23 protein-coding genes and 1 pseudogene are annotated in these 23,906 nt (G+C 61.6%); 2 read left to right on the forward strand and 22 right to left on the reverse strand.

All coding sequences use genetic code 11. The features are described 5' to 3' along the window. Nucleotides 1-26 precede the first annotated feature (26 nt). The 9 genes from BS629_RS00670 to BS629_RS00710 are packed head-to-tail and all read right to left on the reverse strand — an operon-like array spanning nt 27 to nt 8,591. The gene (locus tag BS629_RS00670) at nt 27-380 is read right to left on the reverse strand and encodes a cupin domain-containing protein (protein WP_018246804.1); all 354 of its coding nucleotides are present in this window, start codon (nt 378-380) and stop codon (nt 27-29) included. Next, entirely contained in the window at nt 373-1,041 is a 669-nt protein-coding gene (locus BS629_RS00675) for a cysteine hydrolase family protein (RefSeq protein ID WP_018246803.1), read from the reverse strand. The genes BS629_RS00670 and BS629_RS00675 overlap by 8 nt, the downstream gene beginning before the upstream one ends. Then, on the reverse strand, nt 1,041-2,591 hold the full coding sequence (locus tag BS629_RS00680; protein WP_018246802.1) for an ABC transporter ATP-binding protein: 1,551 nt from the start codon (nt 2,589-2,591) through the stop codon (nt 1,041-1,043). The genes BS629_RS00675 and BS629_RS00680 overlap by 1 nt, the downstream gene beginning before the upstream one ends. A gap of 1 nt (nt 2,592) precedes the next feature. Beyond that, the gene (gene atzD, locus BS629_RS00685; protein ID WP_018246801.1) at nt 2,593-3,648 is read right to left on the reverse strand and encodes a cyanuric acid amidohydrolase; all 1,056 of its coding nucleotides are present in this window, start codon (nt 3,646-3,648) and stop codon (nt 2,593-2,595) included. Beyond that, entirely contained in the window at nt 3,648-4,349 is a 702-nt protein-coding gene (gene biuH / locus BS629_RS00690; protein WP_018246800.1) for a biuret amidohydrolase, read from the reverse strand. The genes atzD and biuH overlap by 1 nt, the downstream gene beginning before the upstream one ends. An 11-nt stretch (nt 4,350-4,360) precedes the next feature. Next, the gene (locus BS629_RS00695; protein WP_018246799.1) at nt 4,361-5,377 is read right to left on the reverse strand and encodes a formamidase; all 1,017 of its coding nucleotides are present in this window, start codon (nt 5,375-5,377) and stop codon (nt 4,361-4,363) included. A gap of 12 nt (nt 5,378-5,389) precedes the next feature. Then, nucleotides 5,390-6,316, reverse strand: coding sequence for an ABC transporter permease (locus tag BS629_RS00700; protein ID WP_018246798.1), 927 nt, complete (start codon nt 6,314-6,316; stop codon nt 5,390-5,392). After that, on the reverse strand, nt 6,316-7,443 hold the full coding sequence (locus tag BS629_RS00705) for an ABC transporter permease (protein ID WP_018246797.1): 1,128 nt from the start codon (nt 7,441-7,443) through the stop codon (nt 6,316-6,318). The genes BS629_RS00700 and BS629_RS00705 overlap by 1 nt, the downstream gene beginning before the upstream one ends. A gap of 20 nt (nt 7,444-7,463) precedes the next feature. Continuing rightward, nucleotides 7,464-8,591 (reverse strand): BMP family ABC transporter substrate-binding protein, encoded by a 1,128-nt coding sequence (locus tag BS629_RS00710; protein WP_018246796.1) that lies wholly within the window; start codon nt 8,589-8,591, stop codon nt 7,464-7,466. Nucleotides 8,592-8,929: 338 nt separating this feature from the next. Here BS629_RS00710 and BS629_RS00720 point away from each other — a divergent pair, with 338 nt between their 5' ends. Continuing rightward, the gene (locus tag BS629_RS00720) at nt 8,930-9,604 is read left to right on the forward strand and encodes a GntR family transcriptional regulator (protein WP_018246795.1); all 675 of its coding nucleotides are present in this window, start codon (nt 8,930-8,932) and stop codon (nt 9,602-9,604) included. Between the two features lie 92 nt (nt 9,605-9,696). Here BS629_RS00720 and BS629_RS00725 read toward each other — a convergent pair whose 3' ends face one another. The 5 genes and pseudogenes from BS629_RS00725 to BS629_RS00745 all read right to left on the reverse strand — a co-directional run bounded on the left by BS629_RS00725 (nt 9,697) and on the right by BS629_RS00745 (nt 14,888). Continuing rightward, complete coding sequence (locus tag BS629_RS00725) at nt 9,697-10,494, reverse strand: ABC transporter ATP-binding protein (protein WP_018246794.1); 798 nt, start codon at nt 10,492-10,494, stop codon at nt 9,697-9,699. An 11-nt stretch (nt 10,495-10,505) separates the two neighbouring features. Continuing rightward, nucleotides 10,506-11,398, reverse strand: a pseudogene (gene ntrB, locus BS629_RS00730) (nitrate ABC transporter permease). 59 nt (nt 11,399-11,457) lie between these two features. After that, complete coding sequence (locus tag BS629_RS00735) at nt 11,458-12,771, reverse strand: CmpA/NrtA family ABC transporter substrate-binding protein (protein ID WP_077987917.1); 1,314 nt, start codon at nt 12,769-12,771, stop codon at nt 11,458-11,460. Nucleotides 12,772-13,239: 468 nt separating this feature from the next. Next, nucleotides 13,240-14,244, reverse strand: coding sequence for an inorganic phosphate transporter (locus BS629_RS00740; RefSeq protein ID WP_018246791.1), 1,005 nt, complete (start codon nt 14,242-14,244; stop codon nt 13,240-13,242). Then, the gene (locus BS629_RS00745; protein WP_018246790.1) at nt 14,244-14,888 is read right to left on the reverse strand and encodes a DUF47 domain-containing protein; all 645 of its coding nucleotides are present in this window, start codon (nt 14,886-14,888) and stop codon (nt 14,244-14,246) included. Before BS629_RS00745 ends, BS629_RS00740 begins: the two co-directional genes overlap by 1 nt. A 96-nt stretch (nt 14,889-14,984) precedes the next feature. Here BS629_RS00745 and BS629_RS00750 point away from each other — a divergent pair, with 96 nt between their 5' ends. Then, nucleotides 14,985-15,518: an NUDIX hydrolase gene (locus BS629_RS00750; protein WP_018246789.1), complete on the forward strand. Its 534-nt coding sequence runs from the start codon at nt 14,985-14,987 to the stop codon at nt 15,516-15,518. A gap of 94 nt (nt 15,519-15,612) precedes the next feature. Here BS629_RS00750 and BS629_RS00755 read toward each other — a convergent pair whose 3' ends face one another. From BS629_RS00755 to BS629_RS00790, 8 genes are read right to left on the reverse strand one after another with little or no spacing between them, the layout of a single operon-like run. After that, entirely contained in the window at nt 15,613-16,524 is a 912-nt protein-coding gene (locus tag BS629_RS00755) for an ABC transporter permease (protein WP_018246788.1), read from the reverse strand. Then, nucleotides 16,521-17,621, reverse strand: coding sequence for an ABC transporter permease (locus BS629_RS00760; RefSeq protein WP_018246787.1), 1,101 nt, complete (start codon nt 17,619-17,621; stop codon nt 16,521-16,523). The genes BS629_RS00755 and BS629_RS00760 overlap by 4 nt, the downstream gene beginning before the upstream one ends. Then, nucleotides 17,618-19,141 (reverse strand): ABC transporter ATP-binding protein, encoded by a 1,524-nt coding sequence (locus tag BS629_RS00765; protein ID WP_018246786.1) that lies wholly within the window; start codon nt 19,139-19,141, stop codon nt 17,618-17,620. The genes BS629_RS00760 and BS629_RS00765 overlap by 4 nt, the downstream gene beginning before the upstream one ends. A 3-nt stretch (nt 19,142-19,144) precedes the next feature. Continuing rightward, nucleotides 19,145-20,242: a BMP family ABC transporter substrate-binding protein gene (locus BS629_RS00770; protein ID WP_018246785.1), complete on the reverse strand. Its 1,098-nt coding sequence runs from the start codon at nt 20,240-20,242 to the stop codon at nt 19,145-19,147. A 25-nt stretch (nt 20,243-20,267) separates the two neighbouring features. Next, a complete protein-coding gene (locus BS629_RS00775) occupies nt 20,268-21,647 on the reverse strand; it encodes an amidohydrolase (protein WP_018246784.1) in 1,380 nt (459 codons plus the stop codon). A gap of 1 nt (nt 21,648) precedes the next feature. Beyond that, nucleotides 21,649-22,308, reverse strand: a complete 660-nt coding sequence (locus tag BS629_RS00780; RefSeq protein WP_018246783.1) for a glutathione S-transferase family protein — start codon at nt 22,306-22,308, stop codon at nt 21,649-21,651. Beyond that, a complete protein-coding gene (locus tag BS629_RS00785; protein ID WP_018246782.1) occupies nt 22,305-23,150 on the reverse strand; it encodes an aromatic ring-hydroxylating oxygenase subunit alpha in 846 nt (281 codons plus the stop codon). The genes BS629_RS00780 and BS629_RS00785 overlap by 4 nt, the downstream gene beginning before the upstream one ends. Next, on the reverse strand, nt 23,147-23,797 hold the full coding sequence (locus tag BS629_RS00790; RefSeq protein WP_018246781.1) for a Rieske 2Fe-2S domain-containing protein: 651 nt from the start codon (nt 23,795-23,797) through the stop codon (nt 23,147-23,149). Before BS629_RS00790 ends, BS629_RS00785 begins: the two co-directional genes overlap by 4 nt. Nucleotides 23,798-23,906: the final 109 nt, after the last annotated feature.

Consider the following 23,906-nt stretch of genomic DNA (forward strand, 5'->3'; position numbering starts at 1 on the left):
GCCGATCTCCACGGCGGGTGCCGGCTTCAGGCAATTTCGTCTTCGAGTATTTTCACGGGCCGGTCCCATTGGATGAGTACGACACAGCCGGTATCACTCCAGACCGAGTGTTCGCTGCCCGGCGCATTGACGATATAACTGCCGCTGTTGTAATCGCCCGTCTCGTCGGATTGAACGCCGTCGAGCACCAGGATGGTCTCGAGCCCTTCGTGGCGATGGCGGGGAACGGAGGCGCCGGGCTCATATTTCAGCAGCGCCACGCCCGGCTGATCACCCTCGAAGGGGCGGATCCAGTGAATGCTGACAGCATCGCGGAAGGGGCCGAATTCCAGCTCCTTCCAGCCGCCTGAAATCAGGCGTTCGCGGGTCGTTTCAGGCATGGGCGATACTTTCCAGAATGTCGTCGACATGCGCGGTCCAGCCGACGATCGCGCCTTGGGCGCGGATCATGGCGATGGCTGCGGCTTTGAATTCTGGGAAGTAGCTTTCCGTCGCCTCCTCGGCGAGCAGGCATTCATAGCCGCGGTCGTTTGCTTCGCGCATCGTCGTCTGCACGCAGACTTCGGTGGTGACACCGGCAAAGACCAGCTGCTTGATGCCCTTCTCTTGCAACACGGTGCCAAGTTCGGTGGCGTAGAAGGCGCCCTTGCCGGGTTTTTCGATGACGACTTCACCCTTCACAGGAGCGAGTTCCGGCAGGATTGCCGTGCCGGGTTCGCCTGAGATCAGGATGCGGCCCATCGGGCCTTCGTCGCCGATCCTGAGCGACGGATTGCCGCGATCCCGTTTGGCCGGCGGCAGGTCAGAAAGGTCCGGCCGGTGGCACTCCATCGTATGGATCACAGGCAGGCCGGCATTGCGGAAGCCCAGGATGAGGCGTTTGACATCAGGCACGATCCTGGTGATACGGCTGACATCATTGCCGAGGCTTGCACCGAAGCCGCCGGGCTCGGCGAAATCACGCTGCATGTCGATGACGATGAGGGCGAGCTCATCGTGCTTCACCGGAAAGGCGAAAGGTTCAGCTTTGATCTTCGCCATCAATGATGCCCCGCCATGTGGGCGCCGATCACGCCAATATCGGCCGAGCGCGCCGGTGTCTCGTAAACCAGCTTGCCTTCCGAAATGACCATGATGCGGTCGGACATCTCGAGCAGTTCGTCGAGGTCCTCGGAAAGCAGCAGCACGGCAGCGCCCAAATTGCGTGCCTTCATGATGCGGGCGCGGATTTCGGCGACGGCCGAGAAATCGAGACCGAAACAGGGGTTCGAGACGATCAACAGATCGACATCGCCGGTCAGTTCGCGGGCGAGCACGGCACGCTGCACGTTGCCGCCCGAAAGCGCTGCGATCGGCGAGGCGGAAGAGGCCGTCTTGACCTTGAAGTCGGAGATCAGCGCCGAGGCACGCTTCTTCATGCTGCCCTTCTTCAGCCAGATCGCGTCCTTGCCGTCCTGCTTCAAGTCGAAGGTGCGGAACGCAAGGTTCTCGCTCACGGTCATCTTGGGTGCACAGGCATTCTGCAACGGCTCTTCGGGGATGAAACGCACCCTGTTCTTGCGGGTCTCGTCGCGGGTGGCGCCGTAAGCCTCGCCATTGACCATGACCTGGCCGCTATCGGTCGGGCGCTGGCCGGCGAGAATCTCCGTCAGTTCCTTCTGGCCGTTGCCCGATATGCCGGCAATGCCGACGATCTCGCCGGAGCGGACCGTAAGCGCGTCGATCTCGATCGTCTTCAGGCCGGAGCGATCCGGGGCCTTCACCTGGCTGACGGTGAGCACGGATTTGGCCGCTTCCGCCACCGGCAGACGGCTGTCGAGTTCGGCGAGCTTGACGTCGCCGATCATCATCGCCGCCATCTCGGCGGTGGAGAGCTCGCCGACCTTACCGGTGCCGACCAGCTTGCCGCGCCGCAGGATCGAGACGGCATCAGCGAACTTCGTCACCTCGTGGAACTTGTGGGAAATCATCAGCACGGTGAGCTCGCCGCGCTCGGTCATCCCGCGGACGATGCCGAGCATCTCATCGGCTTCGGCGGGCGTCAGCACCGAAGTCGGCTCGTCGAGCACGAGGAAGGAGCGGCCGAGATAGAGCTGCTTGACGATTTCGAGCTTCTGCTTTTCGCCGGCGGCAAGCTCGCTCACCGGCCTGTCGAGCGGGATCTTAAACGGCATGCGCTCCATGAAATCCGCCAGATCCTTGCGTTCCCTGGCCCAGTTGATCACCGCGGGCACTTCGGTGCGGCTGATGACCAGGTTTTCCGCACCGGTCAGGGAGGGAACCAGTGTGAAATGCTGGTAGACCATGCCGAGCCCATAGGCCGCGGCATCCTTGGGTGAGGCAACCGCCACCTCGCGACCGTCGACCGACAGCGAGCCTGAGGTTGCGTGATAGAAGCCCATGATGCATTTGACGAGTGTCGACTTGCCGGCGCCGTTTTCGCCGAGAAGCGCGTGAAAAGAGCCGGCCGGAACGACGATCGAGACGTTGTCGAGCGCGGTGAACGAGCCGAAGCGCATGGTCATGCCGAGCGTATCGATGCCGACGGCCTTGCCGGCTCGCGGAAGGGGCGTGTCGCGGACTGTGCTCACTTCATTGCTCCTTTTCGACGATGATGGCGACGGGACCGCCGCCGGACGGACCCTGGTGTTCGGCGCCGCCGGACACATAGAGATCGGTAATGCCGAAGATGCCGGCGAGAACGCCGCCGACGAAGGCACGGGCATGGCGGGTGCCTGCAATATCCGAGTCATCGAGCATCGTGTGGCGCCTGCCGCCGATCCTGCCGGACGGGTCCGGCTCGGCCTTGGCGAGAACCGCCGCCAGCCGGCTGTTTTCCGGCAGGCGTTCGCGGGCTTTCCTGACGGAATGCGCGTCGATCGCATCCCGCATGACCGCGTGGTCGATCGACATCGGACCGGACCATTTTGCGCTCATGCCGAGGACGATGATTTCGTGATCGGTGAGTTCGACCCCGGACGAGGTTGAGGCGCAGCGGGAAAAGAGATCGAAACGTGTGCAGATGTCGGCATCGCCGATCGATGTCGCATCTATCTCGCCGAGTGCCACGGCGACGCCGAGAGCCGAAGCGCCGCGCGAGAGGCCCATGGATTTCAGCGTGTCGTGGGTTGCGACCGTCCTGCCTGCTGCCTCGGCCTCGGCAATCCGGCGCGAGGTGAGCAGCGGACACTTGATCTGCACGAAATGGACATCGGCGGGATCATCGATGCCGGCATCCCTCATCGCGGACTTCACGCCTTCGGCAACGAGCAGGATCTGTTCCCGGCGCCCGAGATGTTCGGGGGGCAGCGCGGGGGTACGCGACACACCAATGGCCAGCGCCCGTTCGCCCGGGGTTTCTACGGTTTCACGCGCAAAAACCGTCCAATGCGGCGAGAGCGCCCCCTCGGTGCCGCCGGACATGATGATCGAGACGCCGTCGACGCCATATCTGCTGAACAATGTCTCGAAGCTGCGGGTGGCATAACCGCGGGTAAAATCATTGACGCAGCCGTTGCCTTCCGTCTTGCCGAGAACGGCGACGACGTTGTTCGCCTGAAGGCCGCTGGCAAAGAGCGCCTCGACGCCGGCAACGTCATCGGGGCCATCGGCTGGCACGCGAAAGACATGGGCACGCAATGACGGCATCAGGGCAGCGCCTCGACTAGAGCCGCGGAATTGGAGACCGAGCCGAAAACGCCGCCCTGCATCTTCACCATCTTGATCGCGGCGAGGTGGTTTCCGTAGTCGGTCGCACCGCAGCAGTCTTCCAGCAGCAGGCATTCGTAGCCGCGGTCGTTCGCCTCGCGCATCGTCGTCGAAACGCAGACATCGGTGGTGATTCCGGTGAGGATAATGTTCTCGATGCGCTTCTGGCTGAGGATGAGTTCGAGGTCGGTGGCGCAGAACGAACCCTTGCCGGGCTTGTCGATGATCGTCTCGCCTTCGACCGGATAGAGTTCGGGGATGATGTCCCAGCCGGGTTCACCACGCGTCAGGATGCGGCCGCAGGGGCCGGGATCGCCGATGCCGGCCCCGATCCGCTGCGAGCGCCAGCGCTTGTTGGCCGGCAGATCGGCGAGGTCGGGGCGATGGCCCTCGCGGGTATGGATGATGTGGTAACCCTTGGCTCGCATGGCGGCAAGCACACGTTTGATGGGTTCGATCGGCGCCTGCACCAGCGACAGGTCGTAGCCCATGTGGTCTACATAGCCGCCCTTGCCGCAGAAATCCGTCTGCATGTCGATGATGATGAGGGCGGTATTATCAGGCCTCAGAGCGCCGTTATAGGGCCACGGATACGGATCGGCGTCGATAAAATGCCCTTTGGTTTCGACCATCGCGTCCATCATTCTCTCTCCTATTCCGCGGCAGGTTTGAGGGGTTCGCCGTAGCGGCGCATCGGCTTGTCAAATCCGCAGGACGTGCCGTCCTTGACCTTTATCTCGTCTTCCCATGGCAGGCGGTATTTGCCGGCGACAAGGTCGTGCATGTAGGTGTCGGGCGCATCCTGGGCGCCGCCGGCAACGGCGACATAGCCGCGATGGCCGAACTGGTAGATATTGTTCTCCACGCCCCAGCCGAGCCGGGCCTCGCGCACCAGGTCGGGACGCACCTCGGCGGTGATGATCTCGTTGGGCCGGCCGGAGGTGCCGTGAGAGATGATCGTGCCGTCGAAATTGCAGATCATGCCTTCACCCATGGAATCGAACGTGCCGTCCGAGCCGCACATGCAGACATTTGCGGTGACCATCAGATTGCAGAAGGCGTTCGCCTGGTTGGTGAAGCGCCAGGCATCGCGGATCGGCGCCGTGTAGCCGGCGGTGCGGATCATGATTTCGGCGCCCTTATAGGCGCATTCGCGCGCCATCTCCGGAAACATGCCGTCATGGCAGATGATCAGCGCGAGCTTGGCGCCCCGCGGGCCCTCGATGACAGGGATGCCAAGATCGCCGGGCTCCCAGGGCTCGACGGGGATCCAGGGATGCATCTTGCGGTAATAGAGCTTCAACTCGCCCTGATCGTCGATGACGATGCCGGAATTGTAGGGCATGCCGCCAGGATTCAGCTCCATGATCGAGAAGCAGCCCCAGATCCGGTTGTCCCTGCAGGCCTGCTTGAAGGCCGCGACCTCCGGCCCGTCGAGCGTGCACATGATCTCCGGATTGATGTCCATGGAAAGGCCGTGCAGCCCGTATTCGGGAAAGACGACGAGGTCCATGCCCGGTTGGTTGCGCCGCGCCTTGCCCACCAGATCGACGATCACCTGCGTCTGTTTTGCCAGATCCACTTTGGTGACGGTCACCGGCAGTTGGAGCTGCACCAGGCCGATACCGATGCCGTGTTCGGATTTGTTGAGACCGCCAAGTCCGTTCATCGGGATGCTCCGTTATTTCGTGAGCGACAGCGCACCCGGCGCACCGGCGAGCGAGCGGGTGGGCGAGGAGGTGGCGATCAGGATGACGAGGGTGAGCACGTAAGGCGCGGCGTAAAAAAGGTAGTAGCCTTGTGTGACGCCGACCGATTGCAGCGCCGGGCCGAGCGCGCCGGCACCGCCGAAAAGCAGGGCAGCGAGAAAGCAGCCGATCGGGTTCCAGCGGGCGAAGATGACGAGGGCCACGGCCATCAGGCCCTGGCCTGACGAGATGCCTTCGTTCCATGAGCCCGGATAGTAGAGCGAGAGGTAGGCGCCGCCGATTGCCGCCAGCGAACCGCCCACTGCCGTCGCCAGCAGGCGAACTCGGTCCGGGTGGATGCCCATGGCCCGGGCCGCGTCGGTGCTGTCGCCGACGACGCGCAGGATCAGACCGATGCGGGTGTTCTTGAAGGCCCAGAACAGGAAGAGGGCAAGTGCCGCGCCGATGAAGAACAGCACGTTGATATTGAGCGCCGCCTGGACCTGCGGCGTGCTCGACCAGCCGCCGAGCGGGATCGAGGGCAGTTTCGGGGCAACCGGCTGGATGAAGGATTTGCCGAGGAAGAACGCCATGCCGAGACCGAACTGCATCATGGCGATGCCGATGGCGATGTCGTTGACCTTGGGGAACTTGCAGATCCAGCCGTGGATGAGGCCGAAGATCGCGCCTGCCACCATGGCGGCCAGCACGCCAAGGGTTGGGGAGCCGGTCATGACGGCCACCGCATAGGCCGTCATGGCGCCGAAGACCAGCGTGCCTTCCAGGCCAAGATTGATGCGGCCGGAGCGTTCGGTGATCGTCTCGCCGAGACTGACGAAGATGAAGGGGGTGGAAACGCGAATGGCGCCCGCGAAGATCGCCAGCGGCACGCCCCAGATGCCGATGCCTGTCTCTTCCATCAGAGGCTCCTTTTCCAGAGGTCGGGATTGAAGATCTTGAAGCGGCCGTAGAAGGTTTCGCAGAAGAGAATGACGATGAAGAGCGTCCCCTGCAGCACGAGAACCGTCGCATCCGGCAGACCCATGCGCCGCTGGATGAGACCGCCCGAGGCGTCAATACCGCCGAGCAGGATCGCCACCGGAATGATCGCCAGCGGATTGTGCCTGGCGAGGAAGGCGACGAGGATGCCGGTATAGCCGTAGCCGGCGGCAAGCGAGGCATTAGCACTTCCCTGCACCGCCGCCACTTCGATCATGCCCGCCAGACCGGCAAAGCTGCCGGCAAGCGCGGTAAATCCCGCAATCAGTTTGCCCACCGGCAGTCCCTGGATCTGCGCGGCGCGCACGTTGCCGCCGGCGATGCGGGCGGCAAAACCGTAGCTCGTCGCCTCGATCACGATCCAGGAGAGCATGCAGGCGATGATGCCGATGACGAGACCCCAATGCACGTCCATGCCGGGAATATTGCCGAGCATGTATTCCGTCGGCAGCGGCCTGGTCGACGGCTTGTTGAGGCTTGCAGGATCGCGCAGCAGCCCTTCTACGAACTGGTTCATCAGGGCAATGGCGATATAGGAGAGCAGCAGCGAGGAGATGGTCTCGTTGACGCCGCGGTAATGGCGCAGGAAACCGGCAAGGCCGATCCAGATGCCGCCGACCACCATGGCAGCGATTGCCATCAGAATGAGAGTGAGGAAAACAGGCGCGGTGCCGGCGAGCGGCAGAGCCATGGCTGCGGCGGCAACGCCGCCCAGCACGACCGCTCCCTCCCCGCCGATGATGACGAGGCCGAGACGGGCGGGCAGGGCGACGCAGAGTGCCGTCAGGAGAAGGGGTGCGGCACGACTTAAACTGTTCTGCACCGAAAACCAGCTGCCGAAGCCGCCGGTATACATCAGTTGAAAGAGGGTGGCCGGCGACTTGCCAACCGCCAGGATGAAGAGGGAGAAGAGCGCAAGACCGATCAGGATGGCCGCAAGGCCGATGACAACAGGCTCGGCTCGCCGCGCGACCCATTCGAGGACGGGGCGTAGCGAAGCCGGTTTTTCCACGATGGCTATTGCGGGATCATTGGCCTCGATGGTCATGGCGCTTCTCCCTTCGCGGCTTACGCCGTGGACCCGACAACGCCCTCGACCAGGTAATTCATGCTTTCGAGCTCGATCGCGTCTTCGGCATAGCTCTTGTCGGCAGCCACGACGGTGTCGCCCTTATTGTCCTTCAAGGGTCCCTTGAAGACCGAGAAGCCGCCCTTCATCATCTCCGCCTGCGTGGCTTCGAAGGCCTTGCGGCCCTCCGCGGACACGCCGGGGCCGAGCGCGCTCATCTTCACGAAGCCGTCCTTCAGGCCACCGCGCACGAAGTTGCCGAGCTTTTCGCCGGCCTGCGCCTTCTTGACGAAGTCGCTGTAGACGTTACCCCAGGCCCACTCGGCGCCGGTGAGGTACTTTTCGGGAGCAAGCGGGCTCTGGTTGGCGTGATAGCCGCAGACGAAGGCGCCGCGGCCGGCAGCAGTCTCGACAACCACTTTGGGGCTGTCGACGTGGCAGGTGATGACGTCAGCGCCCTGGTCAACCAGCGCATTGGTGGCTTCGGCCTCCTTGACGGCAAGCGACCATTCGCCGGTGAAGATCACCTGGCAGGTGATACCAGGATCGACCGTGCGTGCGCCGAGCAGGAAGGCGTTAATATTCTGCAGAACCTGTGGGATCGGCTTGGCGGCGACGAAGCCGATCTTCTTGCTCTTCGTCGCATGGCCGGCGGCGATGCCGTTCAGATACTGGCCCTGGAAGATATAGCCGAAATAGGAGCCCGTATTGGCCGGGTTCTTGCCTTCCTGCCAGAGACCGCCGCAATGCCGGAACTGGATGTCGGGATGTTTAGCGGCCACGGCCAGCATGTGTGGGTCGAAGTAGCCGAAGGAGGTCGGAAAGAGCAGGGTCGCGCCGTCCAGGTTGATCATGGATTCCATCGTCTTCTGGACGTCGACGGTTTCCGGCACATTCTCTTCTTCGACCAGCGTCACGCCCGGTAGCGCCTTGATAACGGCCGCACCCTCCGCATGCGCCTGGTTATACCCGTAGTCGTCCTTGGGGCCGACATAGATGAAGCCGACGGTCAGCGCGGTTTGGGCTGCGGCGGAGGAGCCGATCAGGCCGGGCATGGCGCCGGCGAGCGCACCGGCAGCGGAAGCCTGGAGGAAATTGCGGCGGTTCATGGAAAGGAGTTTGGTCATCGGAATGCTCCTTGCGGCGCTGGGCCGGTTGTGAACGGGTACAGAAAAGTGCATGCAATGCATGTGCCAGAAATTAATCTATTGTTTTTTATAGATTATCTGAAACGACAAGATCTGCGCATTGCAAAGTGCATGCAGATTGATCGAATCTTTGCGCAAAAAGTAATCAATAGATATTTCTTGTTCATTGTTACTGCGCGGTTGGCATAAAGTCGGATTGCCTGAGGTGCTCGTGCATCAGAAAGCGAAAATTTAACAATATCTTCTCCACTAGATTTGACTTATCGAGTCTCGAACCGCATCTGTATGCAGAATGTTGACGTGAGCAGATTCGTATTGTGAAGCAGACTAGGCGCAGAGAAGTGATCCGTACCGGAACCACCGTCGAACAGATGGTGCGAGCGATTGCCGACATGATCGTCACGGGTGAAATCCTGCCGGGCGCGAAGTTGGACGAGGTGTCGCTCGCGGTTCGTTTCGACGTTTCGCGCACGCCGGTACGCGAGGCTCTGCGTGAGCTGGGCGCCATGGGATTGATTGCGCGTGAGCCAAACCGCAGTGCCGTCGTTACCAATGTCACCGAGGCTTATCTGCATTCGATGTTCGAAGCGATGGCCGAACTCGAAGCGATCTGCGCCAGGCTCTCGGCCGAGCGTATGACGGTCGACGAGCGGCGCGCGCTGGAGCTGGAGCATCGGGGATCGGTGAGGCTCGTGCATGCCGGCGCGGAGGAAGAATATTCGGCTCACAATACCGAATTTCACACCCGGCTTTATCGTGGCGCGCATAATGATCATGTCTTCGAGATGGTGACGCAGACGCGGGCGCGGCTTGCGCCTTTTCGGCGGGCGCAGTTCCGTCTGCCTGGGCGTCTGGCAAAATCCTATGAGGAGCACGGCCGGATCGTCACCGCGATCATGCGCGCGGACGCAGCCGCCGCGGGGCAGGCGGCATATTCCCATGTGGAAATTGTCAGCGATGCCAGCGCGGTCTTTGCAACGCCCGGGGAATAAAGAGGGCCCAACGCCTAAAATCAGGCGCTGCCGGACCCGCCACGAAGACAAAAAAATCAAAGCCGGCAAGCGCCGAGGTTATTCCCCGGTTTCTACTCCGCCGCTTCGATGAAGCGGTGGCGTTCATAGAGGAATTTCAGCACGGCTTCACGGCATTTGAGATATGTCCGATCGGAGGCGAGCTCGATGCGATGGCGGGGGCGGGGCATGGTCACATCGAGCACTTCGCCGATACGGGCCGCCGGGCCGTTGGTCATCATGACGATGCGATCGGACAGCAGCACCGCTTCATCGACGTCATGGGTAATCATCACCATCGTATTGCCAAGCCGTGCGTGGATTTCCATCACCGCGTCCTGAAGATGGGCGCGGGTCAGCGCATCGAGTGCGCCGAAGGGCTCGTCGAGCAGCAGGATCTTCGGCTCCATCGCAAGCGCGCGGGCAATGCCGACGCGCTGTTTCATGCCCCCGGAAATTTCCGAAGGCCGCTTATCCCTCGCATGCGCCATTTGCACAAGGTCGAGGTTGGCCATGACCCAGTCATGCCGCTCGGCCTTGGTCTTCGTTCTGCTGAAGAGTTTGGAGACGGCGAGATTGACGTTCTCATAGACCGTCAGCCAGGGCAGCAGCGAGTGGTTCTGGAAGACGACGGCGCGCTCCGGTCCCGGTCCGTTGACCTCTCGGTTTTCAAGCAGCACGGCGCCCGCCGAAACCGGCGTCAGGCCGGCGATAAGGTTGAGGAGAGTGGACTTGCCGCAACCCGAATGGCCGATGATCGAGACGAATTCGCCTGCGGATATCGTCAGGTTGATATCCTTCAGGACCTCGGCGCGGACGCCGCCCCGATCGAAATGTTTGTCGATATGATCGAGCTTAAGATAGGCGTTCATAAATACCTCCCTCAGTTGGCCATGGCGCCGCGGGTGATGAGTTTGCCGAGCGCAGCCACCAGCTTGTCGAGAGCGAAGCCGACGATGCCGATATAGACGAGCGCGACGATGATGTCCGAAAGGCGCGACGAGTTCCACGCGTCCCAGATGAAGAAGCCGATGCCGACGCCGCCCGTCAGCATTTCGGCCGCGACGATGGCGAGCCAGGAGAGGCCGACGCCGATCCTGAGGCCGGTGAAGATATAAGGCGCTGCCGAAGGCAGCATGATCTTCCAGAAAAATTCGAACTGATTGAGGCGCAGCACCTCGGCGACATTGCGGTAATCCTGCGGGATATTGCGGACGCCGACGGCGGTGTTGATGATCACCGGCCAGATCGAAGTGATGAAGATAACGAAGATCGCCGAAGGGTTGGAATCCTGGAATGCCGCGAGCGACAGCGGCAACCAGGCGAGCGGCGGAACCGTCCGCAGTACCTGGAAGATCGGATCGAGGCCACGCATCGCCCAGACCGACTGGCCGATGATCGCGCCGATGATAACGCCAGCGACCGCGGCAAGGCCAAAGCCATAAACGACGCGCTGCAGCGAAACGAGCACGCGCCAGCCGAGCCCGATATCCTGGGAGCCGTAGTTGAAAAACGGAAAGGCGATCAGGTCAAAGCTATCCTGCCAGACCCGATGCGGCGAAGGCAAAGACGCATCCGCCGATGAACAGAGCACCTGCCAGACGAGCAGGATAAGTGCGAGCACGACGACCGGCGGGACGACATTGCGAAGTGCGGTCAGTGCCGCTCGACGAAAATCGATCCGCGATCCGTGTTTGCCGGAAAATGGCACAACCTTTGCTGCCGGCTTGGCAGAGGCGGCATGGAGGGATTTTCTTTATTTGCCAGGGCGGACATCAACGCGCTCCTCACGTGAATGAAAGGCCGGCGCGCCCGTCGCGCGCCGGAGGCGGGGGTCAGGAGGCAGCCTTGATCGAAAGGCTGTCGAGATAGGCGGAAGGATTTTCCGGGTCGAAGACCTTACCGTCGAAGAAAGTCTCCTTGCCACGAGAAGACGATGCGGGAATATCGGCCGCCGCGACGCCGAGATCCTTGGCGGCCTCGCGCCAGATATCTTCGCGGTTCACCTGGTTGACCAACGCCTTGATGTCGGTGCTCGCCGGCAGATTTCCCCAGCGGATGTTCTCCGTCATGAACCAGGTATCGTGGCTCTTGAACGGGTAGGAGGCGCCGTCCTTCCAGAACTTCATATACAGGTCGGTGGCCTTGACCTCGCGGCCATTGCCATAATTGATGTCGCCCTTGAGGCGGCCGAGTACGTCCTTCGTCGGAACGTTGAACCATTGGCGCTTGCCGAGAATGTCAGCCATCTCCGCCTTGTTGTCCATGCTTTCGCACCACTGCTGAGCCTCCATGACAGCCATCAGCAGGGCCTTGGCAGCATTGGGATTCTTTTCGATCCAGTCGGCGCGCAGTCCGAGCGCCTTTTCGGGATGGCCCTTCCAGAGCTCGCCGGTGGTGGCTGCGGTAAAGCCGATGCCCTGGTTGACGAGCTGCTCATTCCACGGTTCGCCCACACAGAAGACGTCCATGTTGCCGACCTTCATGTTGGCAACCATCTGCGGCGGCGGCACGACGATGGTCAAAACGTCCTTGTTCGGATCGATGCCGCCGGCGGCGAGCCAGTAGCGGATCCAGAGGTCATGAGTGCCGCCCGGGAAGGTCATGGCGGCCTTGATCTCCTTGCCCTCCGCCTTCTTTTTCTCGAATGCCGCCTTCAGCTTGGAGGAATCGAGCTGCACGCCGGTTTCGGCATATTCCTTGGCGACGGAAATGCCCTGGCTGTCGAGGTTGAGCCGGGCGAGGATCGCCATCGGCACCGGCTTATTGTTCTGCGTCACCTTGCCGGTATGCATGAGATAGGGGAGCGGCGAGAGGATATGGGCACCGTCGATGCCGTTTGCTGCGCCGCCCAGCACGAGATTGTCGCGGGTCGCACCCCAGGATGCCTGTTTGGCCACATCCGTTTCCGGAAGGCCATGCTTGTCGAAAAAGCCCTTTTCCTTGGCGATGATCAGCGGTGCGGAATCCGTGAGCGCGATAAAGCCGAGCTTGACACCTGCCACCTCAGGGCCTGCCCCGGCTGCGAAGGCGCCGGACGGAAAGGCGGTCTTGACGGCGCCGATGAGGGCAGCCGCTGCGGTCGTCTTGAGCATGCTGCGGCGAGTCATGCCGGTTGTCGAAATCCCAGTCTGCAAATTCTTTGTCATGCGCAGGTTCCCTCTGCTGGCTGAATTTGGACACAAAAAAACGCCGCCGGAATTTGCGTCCAGGGGATGAGAGAATCCCGGATTGCAAAGACCTTGCGACGTCGGTGTCTGTTGTAGGCGCTTATGCCGCGCCTATCTGCACCGGTCGCCGTTGACCGATGCGTCTCAGAACCTGCAAGCAGCGTGCCAATTTCGAGAGGAATTGGTAACAGCATGAAGAAAAAGGAGAAATGGTAAGAATTGACGAATGCTTATTTCTTAGGCTTTCTATTTTCTGCTTCCGTTTTGTGCGATTGCTAGCGTAGTGGCGGTCATGGGAGCGCTCTATTTGTGCAGTGCACGCAATATCGAAGCTACGATGACGCAGGCGGCAGAATGGGTTCTGCTCGCTTTATTCGTCGGTATTTGCCAGCAGCAAAGCTCAAGAGGGAAGGGCAAGCGTGGCGATTGCCTCGCCATCACCTCATTTCATTGCAGCAAGGATACGAGGCCGTAGAACGCTGCGGATATTGCTGCAGCCGCTGGCATCGTAACGATCCAGGCTATCACGATGTTGCCGGCCAATCCCCAGCGCACGGCTGAGACACGACGAGCTGCGCCCACTCCAACGATTGCTCCGGTGATGGTATGCGTCGTCGAAACGGGAATACCGAGCCACGTCGCTCCGAAGAGTGTCAACGCTCCGCCCGTCTCTGCGCAGAAACCTTGCATGGGATTGAGCCGGGTGATCTTCGACCCCATGGTATGAACGATCCGCCATCCGCCAAAGAGCGTCCCGAGAGCCATTGCCGACTGACAGGAAATGACCACCCAGAAAGGCACGTAGAATGTCGGGCCGAGATATCCCTGGCTGAACAAGAGCACCGCGATGATGCCCATCGTCTTCTGCGCATCGTTCCCGCCGTGGCCAAGCGAATAAAGCGAAGCAGACACAAACTGCATGACGCGAAATGTGCGATCCACCGCAAACGGCGTTTGCCGGATGAATAACCAGGAGACGGCGAGCACCAGCACGAGGGCAAGCAGGAAGCCGATGGCTGGCGAAAGGAAAATGGCACCGACGGTCTTTAGGAGGCCGTTCCAGACGATCGAGCTGAAGCCCACCTTTGCCAGACCGGCCCCCACCAGCCCACCGACAAGCGCATGCGACGAGCTCGACGGAATCCCGAAAATCCAGGTAAGAATATTCCAAATGATGGCGCCCATGAGTGCGGCGAAAATCACTTGAGGCGAAACGATCGCAGGATCGATGATGCCGGTCCCCAGTGTTTCGGCCACGTGCAGGCCGAAGAACAGGAATGCGATGAAGTTGAAGAATGCTGCCCAGGCGACCGCATATTGCGGCCGCAGGACGCGGGTCGAGACGATCGTGGCAATCGAATTGGCCGCGTCATGCAGACCGTTGAGAAAATCGAAGAACAGGGCGACGACGACCAAGCCGACAAGCAGCGGCAGAGCGAGGGAGGCTTCCATCAGACGTTCTCGATGAGAATGCCGCTGATTTCGTTGGCGACATCCTCGAAGCGGTCGACGACTTTCTCCAGCTCTCCGTAAATTTCGCTTCCGATCATGTAGGCCATCGCATTGCCGCTGGCGCCATGTCGCAGAAACAGATCCTTCAAACCCTGGTCGTGGAGCTCATCGGAACGTCCCTCCACTCGGGTGACCTCCTCCGCGATGGCCGCGAGGCGCTGCGCATTGGCTCCCAATCTGTCGAGGAGGGGTATCGCTTCCGCGACAAGGTTTGCCGCCTTGACGATTTCACTGCCCATCTCCTGCATGAGCGGATCGAAGCTGGATTGCTCGAACAAGCGGATCGTCTTGACTGTCTTGTGCATCATGTCGATCGCATCATCCATCGACTGAATGAGGTCTTTGATGTCTCCCCGGTCGAAGGGCGTGATGAAGCTTCGTCGAACGGCAAGAAGAACGTCACGCGTGACGTCGTCCGCCTCGTTTTCCAATGCGACTATTCGATCGCAGTTTTCCTGAACGTCATTGCCCTTCAGAAGTTGATCGAGGGCGTGCGCCGCAGCAACGACGGTCTTCGAGTGCTTGGAAAACATTTCAAAGAATCTGTCTTCCCGTGGCATCAGCTTGCGAAAAATGCTCATCATGCCTGCGAACCTTCCTCGTGCGGCCGATTGTCATAAAAGTGTCATAAACACGCTCAGGCAATTGAAGCAACATGCAAATTCGGTAATTCAATCAATATGACACCTAGCAAAAAAGCCAGGAAGCCTCGACCGGACAAGTCCCAACCACTGCTGCGACAGCTCGCTGCTGTTCCTGAAGTGCTGTTCGCCGGTGCATTCCGTCAACAATATGGTGCTATTTGCTTCCGTCACGGCAATGCCGGATCCGAGGTCGAAATCCTGGTGATCACGTCTCGCGAGAGCGCGCGCTGGGTCATCCCGAAAGGATGGCCGATGAAGGGGAAAAAGCCTTTCGAAGCAGCAGCAATCGAGGCCTGGGAGGAGGCAGGCGTACGCGGGGTGGTGAAGAAGAAGCCGGTCGGCCGCTATACCTATCTGAAAGAACTCGACAATGGCGATGTGGCGCCCTGTATCGTCGACATGTTTCAGATTGAAGTCACGGAGGTCAGCGGCGATTTCAAGGAGCGGGGTCAGCGTATTCTCGAATGGGTCAGCCCGGATGAAGCGGCAAGACGCGTTCGCGAGATCGAACTCAAGTCGCTGCTCGTCCAATTTGACGCGCGCGGTGGCAAGAAACGCGATCGCGGCTGACCACGGGCTTTTTCGGCGACACGTTACAGCGCCGCGCGTCTTTTTAAGGAATTATGCAGTAGGTGTTTGATCCCGAAACCCGCCTTCCGCACCCCTATCGCTCGAATGGTTCGCCGAGTGAAGCGACGCCGTTCAGTTTCAGCAGACGACGGTCAGCGGAGATGATGCCGAGCACGATGATCGTGACGAGATATGGCAGGCTCGAGAGCAATTGCGAGGGAACGTCCAGTCCGGTTGCCTGGGCTGCAAGCCCCATCAGCGAGACCGCCCCGAACAGGCAGGCCCCGAGGAAGATCCGGCCGGTGAGCCAAGTCCCGAAAACGACGAGGGCGATGGCGATCCAGCCGCGCCCGGCGATCATCCCGTCGGCCCAGAGTGGGGTATAGACCACCGACGCATAGGCACCGGCGAAGCCGGCCATCGCACCGCCGAAGGCGATAGCGAGAACGCGGACTGACATTACCGAATAACCGATCGCGTGAGCGGCCTTCGGGTTCTCGCCAACGGCGCGGACGATGAGGCCAAGCTTGGTGTAGGCAAATATGGCCCAGAGAGCGAGGGTCGCGGCGAGCGAAATCCACACGACGATGTCCTGGACGAAAAGGCCGCCAACAACCGGCAATTCCGAAAGCCCGGGAAGGGCAAGCTTGGGAAGTCCCCTGACGGTGAGGCTTTCATAAGTCTTGCCGAAAAGCGCGGAGAGGCCCTGGCCGAGAATGCCGATGGCAAGACCGGCTGCCACCTGGTTTGCCCGGAATCCCAGCGTGACGAAGGCAAAAAGCAGGGAAAGGACGGCGCTGCCGAACCCCGCGACGACGAAGCCCAGGAGATGTCCGCCGCCCTGATAGACGACAATGAAGGCGAGCACGGCACCGAAGGCCATCAATCCCTCGACCCCGAGGTTGAGAACGCCGGCGCGCTCGGCCACCAGTTCGCCGAGGGCTGCGAGAAGAAACGGTGTCGCAGCCGCAAGCATGCCGGCAAGGATGAACTCGATGGCGTTCATGACGGGCTCCGATGGACGGCGCGTCGCCATTCAAGGCGATAGCGCACGAAGGCGACGGCGATGAGGTAGGCGAGCAGCAGGCTACCCTGGAAGACACGGACGGCGGCGATCGGCAGGTTGGCCGAGACCATGGCATTGTCGCCACCGATATAGATGACCGCCATGACCAGCGCCGAGACCACGATGCCAATCGGATGCAGGCCGCCGAGATAGGCGACGATGATGGCCGCATAACCATAGCCGCTCGCGACCGAACGCTGCAACTGGCCGAGCGGGCCTGCGACTTCGGCGGCACCGGCAAGACCAGCTGCAAAACCCCCGATCAGCAGCGAAAGCCAGATCGCCCAACCTTCCTTGAAGCCGGCATAGCCGGCAGCCCGCGGCGCCAGCCCACCGACCTGCAGCTTGTAGCCGATGAAGCTCCTCTGCATGAAAACCCAGGCCGCAACCGACAAGGCGAGCGTGATGAGGAATGAGACGTTGAGGCGGGTCCCGGAAATCAGCGTTGGCACCATCGCATCATACTGGAACATCACCGACTGGGGGAAGTTGAAGCCGTTCGGATCCTTCCAGGGGCCGAGCAGCAGATAGTTCAGCAGTTGCGCCGCAACGAGGCTCAGCATCAGTGAAACGAGGATCTCGTTGGCGTTGAGGCGCACGCGCCAGAAGGCGGTGAGAGAAGCCCAAAGTGCGCCGCCGATGGCGCCGAGCAGCAGCATCGCCGGCCAGATCCACTGGCCCGTTGCCTGGGGAAACCAGACCGGAATGGCAGACGCGAAGATCGCACCGAGAATGAACTGGCCTTCGGCGCCGATGTTGAAGACCTTGGCACGAAAGCCGATCGCCAGTCCCTGTGCGATCAGAAGGAGCGGGCCTGCCTTTAAAAGCACTTCCGAAAATGACGCCCAGGAGAGGAAAGGCTCGAAAAGCATCGCATAAACGACCGCGACAGGGTCACGGCCCATCAAGATGTAAAGGCCGAGATTGAGCGCGATTGCTATGACAAGTGCTATGACGGGCGCCAGCAAGGTCGCAGCAAGCGAGGCGCGCTCCCGGCGGACCAGGGTGGGAACGAAAGCAGGGGACCAAGCACTCATCTCTGGACTTTCTCGGCCGAGGCTTGAGCCCCGATCATGTATCGGCCGATCTCCTCGGGCTTCGTGTCCCGCGTTGCGAGCGGCGGGCTGAGCCGGCCGTGATGCAGCACCTGGATGGAATCGCAGAGCTCGAACAGTTCTTCCAGCTCCTCGGAAATGACGAGGATCGCCATGCCCTGATTGCGCAATGCGACCAGACGGCTGCGGATGGCGGATGCAGCGCCGATATCGACGCCCCAGGTCGGCTGCGCCACGAAAAGCAATTGGGGAGACAGCATGATTTCCCGGCCAACGATGAACTTCTGCAGATTGCCGCCGGACAGGGTGCCGGCTTCCGCATCCGGGCCTGGCGTGCGCACATCATACTGACGGATGCAATCCTTGGTGAACGCCATCGCCCGCGCCCTGTCGACAAGACCGTGCCGCAAGAGCTTGAGCGGATGGGCGGTCAGCAGGCTGTTGAGGGCGAGCGACATTTCAGGTACGGCGCCGCGTCCGAGCCGGTCTTCCGGAACGAAGGCAAATCCGAGCCTCCGCCGTGCGGCGGCATCGAGCCTGCCGACGTCCATTCCCACCATGAAGATTCGGTCGCGTTGGTCGCGCCCCAGTATCGTCTCACCTGAAATCAATGCGGCAAGCTCGCTTTGGCCGTTGCCCGAAATACCGGCGATCCCGAGGATTTCGCCGGCACGCACCGCAAGGCTGATGCCGGAGAGCGGCACGGCAAAGGGATCGTCGGGCTGATAGTCCAAACCGATGATCTCCAGCCGTATTTCCCCACCGGACAGCGGCAGCGCCGAGATAGGGGCGGGCATGTCGCGGCCGATCATCATACGGGCAAGGTCATGGGCATCATGTTCGCGCGGGTCGATATCCCCGGTCACCCGTCCGCCACGCAGGATCGTCGCCCGATCGCAGATCGCCCGGATTTCCTCCAGCTTGTGGGAGATCAACAGGATGGAAACGCCGCCGTCGCGCAGCCGGCGCAGCGTGTCGAAGAGCTTCTCCACCAATTGCGGCGGCAGGACGGAGGTGGGCTCGTCGAGGATCAGCAGCTTCGGGTTGGTCATCAGGCTTCGGATGATCTCCACCCGTTGCCGCTCGCCGACCGACAGCGCATGCACATGGGCGAGCGGGTCGACCTCAAGACCGAATTCCCGTCCAAGCGTCCGAATGCGTTCCTTGAGCTCAGCCTTGCGGCCCGGCACGACCAGCCGAATATTCTCCAGGACGGTCAGGGTCTCGAACAGCGAGAAATGCTGGAAGACCATGCCGATGCCGTGGCGCCTTGCCTCGGCAGGGGAGGCAAGGCGCAAGGGTTTTCCTTTCCAGATGACGTCGCCATCGTCCGGTTGCTCGACGCCGTAGATCAGCTTCATCAGCGTCGATTTTCCCGCTCCGTTTTCTCCGAGGATCGCGTGGATCGATTGCGGAGCCACGTCCAGATCGATTGCCTGATTGGCGTGGATCTGGCCGTAGCTCTTCGAAATGCCGCGCAGCGACAGGAGCGGGGTCGTCATGACTTATTTCGGCAACGGCGTGGACACGCCCTTGACGTGCCAGTTCATGGCGATGATCTCGGGGTCGGCCATAGTTGCGCCGGATGCGACACCTTCGCTGCCATCGGCCTTGGTGATCGGGCCGGTGAAGGGCGAGAAGCTGCCGTCGGCGATCTTTGCCTCGATCTCCTTGATCTTGGTCATCACGTCAGCCGGAACATCCGGATTCCAATCGACCACTTCGACGACCTTGTCGGCGACGCCGAGGAACGCATTGGCGCCCTTGAACGTACCGGCAAGGTGGGCGTCGACCGATGCCTTGAAGAACGGCGACCAGTCCGTCGAGATGCATCCGAGATAGGTTTTCGGTGCGTATTTCTTCATCGAGGAGTTGAGGTTGAAGGCGTAGACGCCGGCTTCCTCGCAGGCCGAGATGACGGACGGCGTGTCCTGGGCGTTGGAGAAGATCACGTCGCACTTCTGCGCGATCAGGGCTTTGGCAGCTTCCTGTTCCTTGGCCGGGTCGAACCAGGAATTGACCCACACCACCGAGACCTCGATATCGGGCTTGACGGCCTGGGCGCCGAGGGTGAAGGCGTTGATCGAAGTGATGAGTTCGGGAATGGCGAAGGCCGACACGGAGCCGAGCTTGCCGGTCTTGGAAAGCGCTGCGGCAGCCATGCCGAGCAGATAGGTGCCCTGGAAATATTTGGCGGCGAACGGCGAAAAGTTCGGAGCAACCTGGAAGCCGGAAGCATGCAGGACCGTGACGCTCGGATCGCGGCGGGCGATCTGCAGGGCGCCGTTCTGATAACCGAAAGAGCCGGCAACCAGGAACTTGTTTCCGTCGGCGACGGTCTTGTTCATGATGCGGTCGGCGTCCGGACCTTCCGCGATATTCTCGAGCACGGTGACCTTCACCTTGTCGCCGTAAGCGGCCTTGATCGGCTCGAGACCGGCGGCAAGTGCATGCCCCCAGCCGACGTCGCCGATCGGCGACGGGACGACGAGCGTGATGCCGAGCGGTTCGTCGGCGGCCAAAGCAAGACGGCTGCCGAGCACGCCGGCAAGGCCGGTGGCGGCAGCGGCCGTCATCAGGTTTCTGCGGGTCAGTTTGGTCATGTTCTCAGTTCCCTCTTTTGGTTTTTTAAAATTCCACGGCGGATAGTGCGGCCTCGGCATCGGCTGACAGCTTGGCCTCGTCGAGACCGGGGAATTCGCCCTTCTGCCAGACGATGCGGCCATTGATCATGGTCATATCGGTCGCCATGCCGATGCCGACGCGGGCAATCAGGCTCAGCGGATCGTGCCGCGTGCCGACATAATCCATGCGGCGGGTGTCGATCGCAAACAGGTCAGCGGCCATGCCGGGCGCCAGCCGACCGATATCACGCCGGCCGAGCAGGCTGGCACCCCCTGACGTGCCGTAGCCGAGGAAATCGACCGGTGGCGGCACGGGATGGGCACGGCCGGAGGCGACGAGGCACTGCAGCATATAGGCGGAATGCAGGCAATGCATCAGGTTGGAATTGTCGTTGGAGGCAGCACCATCGCAGCCGAGGCCGATGCGCAGGCCGAAGGCGGCCATGGCGGGAATGTCGGTAACCTCCGCGCCGACCAGATAGACCGGTTCCGGGCAGTGCGCCACACCGGTGCCGCTGGCCGCCATCTTCCTGAGTTCGTCGTGGGTCAGTTCCCAGCAATGGGCATAGAAGGCGTCGGGCCCGGCAAAGCCGAGTTCTTCCAGATAGTCGACCGTGCGCATGCCGTGGCGAGCCTGAATGACCGGGCTCTCGCCTTCCCCGACATGGGTATGCATCATGACGCCGCGATCGCGCGCCAATGCCACCGATTCCACGAAGGTCTCGCGGTAGCAATTGACCGGCTGGCAGGGCGCGACCACGACCTGGCGCATGCTGAAGGGGCCGGTATCGTGGTAGGTCTCGATCAGGCGGGCGCAGTCGGCGATGAATTCGTCGGTCGTTTCCAGCATCTCGTCGGGAATGGTCGAGCCTTCCGACTTCGGCAGGGTGTTGCCGCCGCGACCGGCGTGGAAACGCATGCCGAGCAGCTCGGCTGCTTCGAACTGGCGGTCGATCAACCGCTTTCCGGCGTGCCGGGGGAAATTGTACTGGTGGTCAAAGGCTGTGGTGCAGCCATGCTTGATCATCTCGGCCATCGCCGTGACGGAGGAGTGGTAAAAACATTCCTCGTTGAGCTGCGAAAAGATCGGGTAGATGCGGTCCAACCACTCGATGACCGAAAGCTTCGTCCAGTCGAGATCGGCGCGGTTGCGCACGAAGCACTGAAAGAAGTGATGATGGGTGTTGACGAGGCCCGGATAGACAAACCAGCCGGCAGCATCCTCAACGGTCGTGCCGGCAGGGAGCGCGTCCGCCTCCAGATTTTCGCCGATCGCCAGGATCGCCGGACCGCTGGTCAGAAGATCGACATTGCGATGAACGACCGGTCCCTTGCCCTCGTCGACAATCACGGCTGCGCAGTTCTTCAGGAGATATCCAGCCATCTCACGCCTCGCCCGGTTCGATTTGAGGTTCGGGCTTCAACTCGTGCAGCCGGTGAATACCCGGCATCTCGATAAACCTGTCGAGGGCGCGGAGTGCCCGGGACCAGAGCCGGATGGCAGGATAAGCATCCAGCGTGACGCCGCCATCGGGAGCCAGCGCCACATAGGGAAAGCAGGCGATGTCGGCAATTGTCGGCCGGTCGGCGGCGAGGAAACGCATACCGCGAAGGCCCTGCTCGACAAGCCCGGCTTCAAGCTCGCGAAGGGCGGCGATGCCCTGGGCCTGCAGCGCGCCGATATCGCCCGGCCGCAGCAGCATCTCATGGAGTCGCGCTGCCCCGAGGCTTGCCGTCAGCCGGCCGGAGAAGGACAGCCATTGCTGCACCCGCGCCGCTTCCTCGGCCTTACCGCTGCCGAGCCACTCGGGTCCTGCCTTGGCGGCGAGATAGACGAGGATCGCCGACGATTCCGTCAGGATCAGATCGCCATCTTCCATGATCGGAATGGAGCCTGCGGGGTTGAGTGCAAGCAGCTCGGGGCCGCGATGCTCGGCGCCGGGATGGAAATCCACCGGCCGCAAATCAAGCTTCACGCCGGTCAGCGCCGCCATCAGACGCACCTTGTAGCAACTGGGCGAGAGAATGTAGTCGTAGAGCTTCATTGCGCCACCAGCTGTGCGCCGTAGGTATAATTGTGGCGCTTCAGCCAGCGCCTATAGGCGATCGATGTCAGATCGGCACGCGTCGGGATTTCCATGCCCGGGTCGAGCGGCAACAGCCGCGGGATCTGGTTTTCGAGGATCGACCGGTCCTGCAGAAAGATCGTCTGCTGGAAATGGATGAGATCGGTCATCGCGGTCTCGTCGTCGAAAAGCGCCATCCATGGCCAGACGTCGCAGAGGTCCTCAGCCAGCGGCTGCACGAAGAGCGTGATGACATCCCATTCGCTCGGACGCGGCGGGCAGGTCTTGTAAAGCACGGAGCAGGTGGGCGCCGGCACGCGGTACATGTATTCCGTGGTGATCCCGCCGCTTGCCGACTTGGCGGCCTGCGGCTGGTAAAACTTCACCTGCGTTGCCCAGACCTCGTCTTCTTCCTCGCGGATCTCGACCTTGTAGTTCTGGACCTCGGTGTGCGGCTCTGCGCCGAGAATGTCGGTGTGGACGAAGGGGAAATGGGCGATGTCGAGAAAGTTCTCGACGGCGCGCAGGGGCGAGCAGCGCACCCGCACCACGCCGACATCGACGAAGCGGCGACCGGGCTGATCGGCCTCGGGAATGGGGAAAAGTTCCTTCTTCGGCTCGCCGAGGGAGGACCAGACGTGACCGTAACGCACGCGCACCGGCAGAACACGGCCGTCACCGCCCGTCACCTTCGCATTGCCATCGGCATCGCGCGTCACTTCGATCGGCTCGCCCATCAGCGCCGTCGTGCGGCCGTCGCTGTCGAGCTGGCTGAAAAGCCCGACTGGATACCATTCGTCGATCATCGCCTGCATGGTCATTGCGCGATCTCCCTCTGAAGACCTTCAGCCTGGCGGCGCAAGCTCTCGGCCGCCCGTGAAGCATCGATGCCCGCCGCGGGGTCGGTGTCGGCCTTCAGCAGCACATGGATCAGCGTCTGTCCGTCTTCCCAAGCGGATAATAACAGACAGACGGTCCCGGTGGATGCTTCGATCTCGACAAGACCGTCAGGGTTCGCCTTCGCACCGGCCGCCGCCTCGATCGCCGCGATGCCGGCGAACGCCGTCAGCGAACGCAAGGGAGTGAAGCCATCAAGCTTCGGCGGCTTCGAAGCGGGCGTACCCACGGCCACCCAGATCACGCTGTCTGTTTCCTCGACGTCATGGGTGGCGACGCGGATGGTTTCCGGTGGCGTCAGCCCCGGATGGGCCGGAATGCGGAGACAGTTTCCGGCCTGGCCGTAGCTCCAACCGTGATAGATGCAGGAAAGCGTCTCGCCGCGCACGAAGCCGTGAGACAAGCGCATGCCACGATGCGGACAGCGATCCGCCGATGCCGATATGCGCCCCGAAGCGCTGCGCCAAAGGGCAATCGATCCGGCTGCCGTCCGTGCCGGTATGACGGTTCCGGCCGGCAAATCCCGGGAAAGGGCGACTGGCGTCCAAAAGCCGGTCGTAGCGGATGGCATGACTAGAGTTCCCAAACAAAATCATATGCTTGCCGAGCACGCTCCCCCTCGGCTTCGAGGCAATTCCGCTCAACCTTATCAGGTTTGCATAATTATTTCGCATTGGCAA

It is taken from the genome of Rhizobium leguminosarum bv. viciae USDA 2370, assembly GCF_002008365.1.
GTDB classification, from domain to species: domain Bacteria; phylum Pseudomonadota; class Alphaproteobacteria; order Rhizobiales; family Rhizobiaceae; genus Rhizobium; species Rhizobium leguminosarum.

Excerpts from the sequence above, each read along its gene's own strand:
- BS629_RS00670 (WP_018246804.1), bottom strand. The coding sequence starts at position 380 with ATGCCTGAAACGACCCGCGAACGCCTGATTTCAGGCGGCTGGAAGGAG.
- BS629_RS00675 (WP_018246803.1), bottom strand. The coding sequence starts at position 1,041 with ATGGCGAAGATCAAAGCTGAACCTTTCGCCTTTCCGGTGAAGCACGAT.
- atzD (WP_018246801.1), bottom strand. The coding sequence starts at position 3,648 with ATGCCGTCATTGCGTGCCCATGTCTTTCGCGTGCCAGCCGATGGCCCC.
- biuH (WP_018246800.1), bottom strand. The coding sequence starts at position 4,349 with ATGGACGCGATGGTCGAAACCAAAGGGCATTTTATCGACGCCGATCCG.
- BS629_RS00695 (WP_018246799.1), bottom strand. The coding sequence starts at position 5,377 with ATGAACGGACTTGGCGGTCTCAACAAATCCGAACACGGCATCGGTATC.
- BS629_RS00700 (WP_018246798.1), bottom strand. The coding sequence starts at position 6,316 with ATGGAAGAGACAGGCATCGGCATCTGGGGCGTGCCGCTGGCGATCTTC.
- BS629_RS00705 (WP_018246797.1), bottom strand. The coding sequence starts at position 7,443 with ATGACCATCGAGGCCAATGATCCCGCAATAGCCATCGTGGAAAAACCG.
- BS629_RS00710 (WP_018246796.1), bottom strand. The coding sequence starts at position 8,591 with ATGACCAAACTCCTTTCCATGAACCGCCGCAATTTCCTCCAGGCTTCC.
- BS629_RS00725 (WP_018246794.1), bottom strand. The coding sequence starts at position 10,494 with ATGAACGCCTATCTTAAGCTCGATCATATCGACAAACATTTCGATCGG.
- BS629_RS00735 (WP_077987917.1), bottom strand. The coding sequence starts at position 12,771 with ATGACAAAGAATTTGCAGACTGGGATTTCGACAACCGGCATGACTCGC.
- BS629_RS00740 (WP_018246791.1), bottom strand. The coding sequence starts at position 14,244 with ATGGAAGCCTCCCTCGCTCTGCCGCTGCTTGTCGGCTTGGTCGTCGTC.
- BS629_RS00745 (WP_018246790.1), bottom strand. The coding sequence starts at position 14,888 with ATGATGAGCATTTTTCGCAAGCTGATGCCACGGGAAGACAGATTCTTT.
- BS629_RS00750 (WP_018246789.1), top strand. The coding sequence starts at position 14,985 with ATGACACCTAGCAAAAAAGCCAGGAAGCCTCGACCGGACAAGTCCCAA.
- BS629_RS00755 (WP_018246788.1), bottom strand. The coding sequence starts at position 16,524 with ATGAACGCCATCGAGTTCATCCTTGCCGGCATGCTTGCGGCTGCGACA.
- BS629_RS00760 (WP_018246787.1), bottom strand. The coding sequence starts at position 17,621 with ATGAGTGCTTGGTCCCCTGCTTTCGTTCCCACCCTGGTCCGCCGGGAG.
- BS629_RS00765 (WP_018246786.1), bottom strand. The coding sequence starts at position 19,141 with ATGACGACCCCGCTCCTGTCGCTGCGCGGCATTTCGAAGAGCTACGGC.
- BS629_RS00770 (WP_018246785.1), bottom strand. The coding sequence starts at position 20,242 with ATGACCAAACTGACCCGCAGAAACCTGATGACGGCCGCTGCCGCCACC.
- BS629_RS00775 (WP_018246784.1), bottom strand. The coding sequence starts at position 21,647 with ATGGCTGGATATCTCCTGAAGAACTGCGCAGCCGTGATTGTCGACGAG.
- BS629_RS00780 (WP_018246783.1), bottom strand. The coding sequence starts at position 22,308 with ATGAAGCTCTACGACTACATTCTCTCGCCCAGTTGCTACAAGGTGCGT.
- BS629_RS00785 (WP_018246782.1), bottom strand. The coding sequence starts at position 23,150 with ATGACCATGCAGGCGATGATCGACGAATGGTATCCAGTCGGGCTTTTC.
- BS629_RS00790 (WP_018246781.1), bottom strand. The coding sequence starts at position 23,797 with ATGCCATCCGCTACGACCGGCTTTTGGACGCCAGTCGCCCTTTCCCGG.